We start from the raw sequence: 3,506 nt of genomic DNA, 5'->3' as shown, positions 1-3,506 counted from the left end.
CAGCATCTACTGAGTGCAGTGCCCGCCGAGCACCCGCCGAACACCTACCGAGAATCTACCACGCATCCACCGAGCATGTACCGAGAACGGAGACACCCGTGAGCGAACCCCGCACCTGGCGCGATGCCGCCCTCATCCTCCGCACCCAAAAACTCGGCGAAACCGACCGCATCATCATCATGCTCACCCGCGATCACGGAATCACCCACGCCGTCGCCAAAGCCGTACGCAAACCCACCTCCAAATTCGGTGGGCGACTCGAACCGTTCATGCACACCGACCTGTCTTTCAGCCGCGGTCGCACCAACCTGCACACCATCACCCAGGCGGCAACCCTGCACGCCTACACCGCACCGATTATGGCGAATTACGATGCGTACACGTGCGCCTCCACCATCGCCGAACTGGCCGAAACTCTCACCAAAGACGCCGATAGCACCTCCGATATTTACACCCTGACCCACGGGGCGCTTGCCGCGCTCGCGCACGGGCAGCATGTGCCGCAGAGGATTCTGACCCGCTACCTGGCGCGCAGTATGAACGCCGCCGGCTGGCCGCTCATCGGTGAAAACTGCACCCGATGCGGCAACCCGCTCGTGAATGCAGATCGCCGGGGCGATAGCGGAGCTAACAGCGTCCCCGGCACTACAATCCCCGGCGCTACAGGCGGAAACGGCAGATACATTGCCTTCCACACCGCCCACACCTACGGAAATTACACCGTCCTCTGCCCCCAATGCGCACCCGCCACCGACACGCCCCTGACCGGGCTGCGCGCCGAAGAGCTCGGCTATGCGCTCGCCACCGCATCGGCGGATCCGCGCGCCTGGGCGACTATTGACGCGGCGTCCGTGCCGGTTGCCTCCAAAATTCTGGGACTCTACCTGAAAACCACCCAGAACCTGCTCGAACACCCCCTCAAAACGGTGAGCGCCCTCGAAACGGAGATGCCTGCGCCGTAAAGCGCAGTAAAGCCCCCCAGAACCCCACCCGGCGTATTCGGCACAGTCAGCACAGTGCAGATGCACGCCGGTGCGTCAATCATGCGTCAACCAGGACGCAAAATAACCCCCGAAGCACCCGCCCATGCGCGCTATGTCACGGTAAAATAGCTAACAGCACGCCAGGTTTATTTCTGGCGCATATCTAGGCAAACGACCCCGGGGGAGAACCCGCCAGGGAAGAAAGGCACACATGGCACGCACCCAGCCCGTACCCCCGCCCGCACACCCCACCGGGGCAACCCCGCCGCCGATTCCGAAGAAGTTCATTCCGCAGCACGTCGCCGTTGTGATGGACGGTAACGGACGCTGGGCAAACGAACGCGGCCTGCCCCGCACCGAGGGCCACCGCGCCGGCGAGGCGGCACTGCTGGACGTTGTTGCGGGCGCTATCGAAATGGGTATCCCGTACGTGACCGCCTACGCGTTCTCCACCGAAAACTGGAAGCGCTCACCCAGCGAAGTTGCGTTCATTATGCGTTTCTCCACCGAGGTGCTGCAGCGTCAGCTGGAAACCCTCAAGACCTGGGGCGTGCGCATCCGCTGGGCTGGCCGCCGACCCAAGCTGTGGAAGAACGTCATCGAAGAGCTCGAACACTGCGAGCGCGAAACCATCGACAACACCGTCTGCACCCTCACCATGTGCGTGAACTACGGCGGCCGCGCAGAAATCGCTGACGCTGCGGCAGCTATCGCAGCGGACGCTGTGGCGGGCAAGCTCAAGCCCGGCAACATTACCGAAAAGACCATCCAGAAGTACCTGGATGAGCCCGACCTTCCCGACGTTGACCTGTTCCTGCGTTCCTCCGGTGAGCAGCGCATCTCGAACTTCTTGCTCTGGCAGAGCGCCTACGCCGAGATGATTTTCATGAACGTGCTCTGGCCCGACGTTGACCGCCGCACCCTCTGGGAAGCTGTCGAAGAGTACGCGCGCCGCGACCGCCGCTACGGTGGCGCTGTCGACGCTGTCGCCAACGACAAGTAGCGCTCAGCCCGTAGCCCCATAAACCACCCACACCCTCCAACCTTAGGGAGAACAAATGCGCATCTACCCGACCTTCTTCAACATCTTCTTCAAGGGCATGGACCCCGAGAAGGCACACCACGTCGGCTTCTGGGGTGTTCAGACCCTGCGCAACGTCGGCATCACCCGCGCGCTGCGCAAGTACTTCCAGCCCGCACCGGAACTGGCAACCACCGTCATGGGCATTACTTTCCCCTCGCCGTTCGGCCTGGCGGCTGGCTTCGACAAGGGCGGTAAGGGCATTGCCGCGCTGGCTGGTATCGGCTTCGGTCACGTCGAGATCGGTACCATCACCGGTCAGGCGCAGCCCGGCAACCCGCAGCCGCGCCTCTTCCGCCTCGTGGAAGATAAGGCGGTCATCAACCGCATGGGCTTCAACAACGACGGTGCCGCAGCGGCAGGCCCGCGCGTTGCCGCCGCGCGCGCAGACCTCGAAACCGAATACCGCGGCGCCGTACGCCCGGTCATTGGCGTGAACATCGGCAAGACCAAGGTCGTTGAGCTCGAGAACGCTATCGATGACTACCTGATTTCTACCCGCACCCTGGCACCGCAGGCAGACTACCTGGTCGTCAACGTTTCTTCCCCGAACACTCCGGGTCTGCGCACCCTGCAGGCTATCGAGTCGCTGCGCCCGCTGCTTGCCGCCGTGCGTGAAGAGGCAGACCGCGTATGCCCCAACCGCCACGTACCGCTGACCGTGAAGATCGCACCGGACCTGGTTGATGAGGACGTTATCGAGGTTGCGGCGCTTGCGAAGGAGCTGAAGCTGGACGGCATCATCGCCACCAATACCACCATCGCCCGCGAGGGCCTGGGCCTGACCAGTGACATGACCAAGGTTAAGGAAATCGGTGCCGGTGGCCTCTCTGGTGCACCGTTGAAGCCCCGCTCCCTTGAGGTGTTGCGCCTGCTCAAGCGTGAGATTGGCGACGACCTCGCGATTATCTCCGTGGGTGGCGTGACCACCGCCGAGGATGTGCAGGAACGCCTGGACGCTGGCGCTGACCTGGTGCAGGGCTACACCGCGTTCCTGTATGAGGGTCCGCTCTGGGCGGCTCACATTAACCGTGGCCTGGTGAAGCTGCGCCGCGCTCGCCGCTAAAGGTTTGCAGGCGGGGGCTTTATGCCCCTCGGCGTGCTGACTTGGCGTGTTGACTCTGCGTGCTGAAAGGGGGCACCGTTCTCTACCCGTTGGGGTGGAGGCGGTGCCCCCTTTTGTGTGCCTTCTATTCCGCCCCTCTATTCCGCCGAAAAGCCACATGTGTTTCGAAAAGCCACTAAAGAAGTAGCTTCTCGAAACACATGTGGCTTCTGGGCGTTTAAGATGTTTGCTCGCGCATAATGGAGATAAGTGGGAGACCACGCACTACAACGATGTGGAGGACCAACCATGAACCCCAACACGCTGAACCGCCGCTCAATACTGACCGGAGGCACCCTCATCAGCCTCAGCACCCTACTCGCCGCCTGCGCACCGC

General features: G+C 62.6%; 3 protein-coding genes. All 3 read left to right on the top strand.

Features of this window, described 5'->3' with window-relative positions:
• Positions 1-98 precede the first annotated feature (98 nt).
• The 3 genes from recO to Q0216_RS07470 all read left to right on the top strand — a co-directional run bounded on the left by recO (position 99) and on the right by Q0216_RS07470 (position 3,130).
• Complete coding sequence (recO, locus tag Q0216_RS07480; RefSeq protein ID WP_298594200.1) at positions 99-962, top strand: DNA repair protein RecO; 864 nt, start codon at positions 99-101, stop codon at positions 960-962.
• A gap of 232 nt (positions 963-1,194) precedes the next feature.
• Complete coding sequence (locus Q0216_RS07475; protein WP_049349629.1) at positions 1,195-1,986, top strand: isoprenyl transferase; 792 nt, start codon at positions 1,195-1,197, stop codon at positions 1,984-1,986.
• A gap of 55 nt (positions 1,987-2,041) precedes the next feature.
• A complete protein-coding gene (locus tag Q0216_RS07470; RefSeq protein ID WP_049354640.1) occupies positions 2,042-3,130 on the top strand; it encodes a quinone-dependent dihydroorotate dehydrogenase in 1,089 nt (362 codons plus the stop codon).
• Positions 3,131-3,506: the final 376 nt, after the last annotated feature.

Origin of the sequence: uncultured Rothia sp. (assembly GCF_937976295.1) — a bacterium.
In the GTDB taxonomy this organism is placed as follows: Bacteria; Actinomycetota; Actinomycetes; order Actinomycetales; family Micrococcaceae; genus Rothia.
The sequence above is the reverse complement of the archived record's forward strand: the minus strand, read 5'-3'. Positions and strand labels throughout refer to the sequence as shown.

Excerpts from the sequence above, each read along its gene's own strand:
- Q0216_RS07475 (WP_049349629.1), top strand. The coding sequence starts at position 1,195 with ATGGCACGCACCCAGCCCGTACCCCCGCCCGCACACCCCACCGGGGCA.
- Q0216_RS07470 (WP_049354640.1), top strand. The coding sequence starts at position 2,042 with ATGCGCATCTACCCGACCTTCTTCAACATCTTCTTCAAGGGCATGGAC.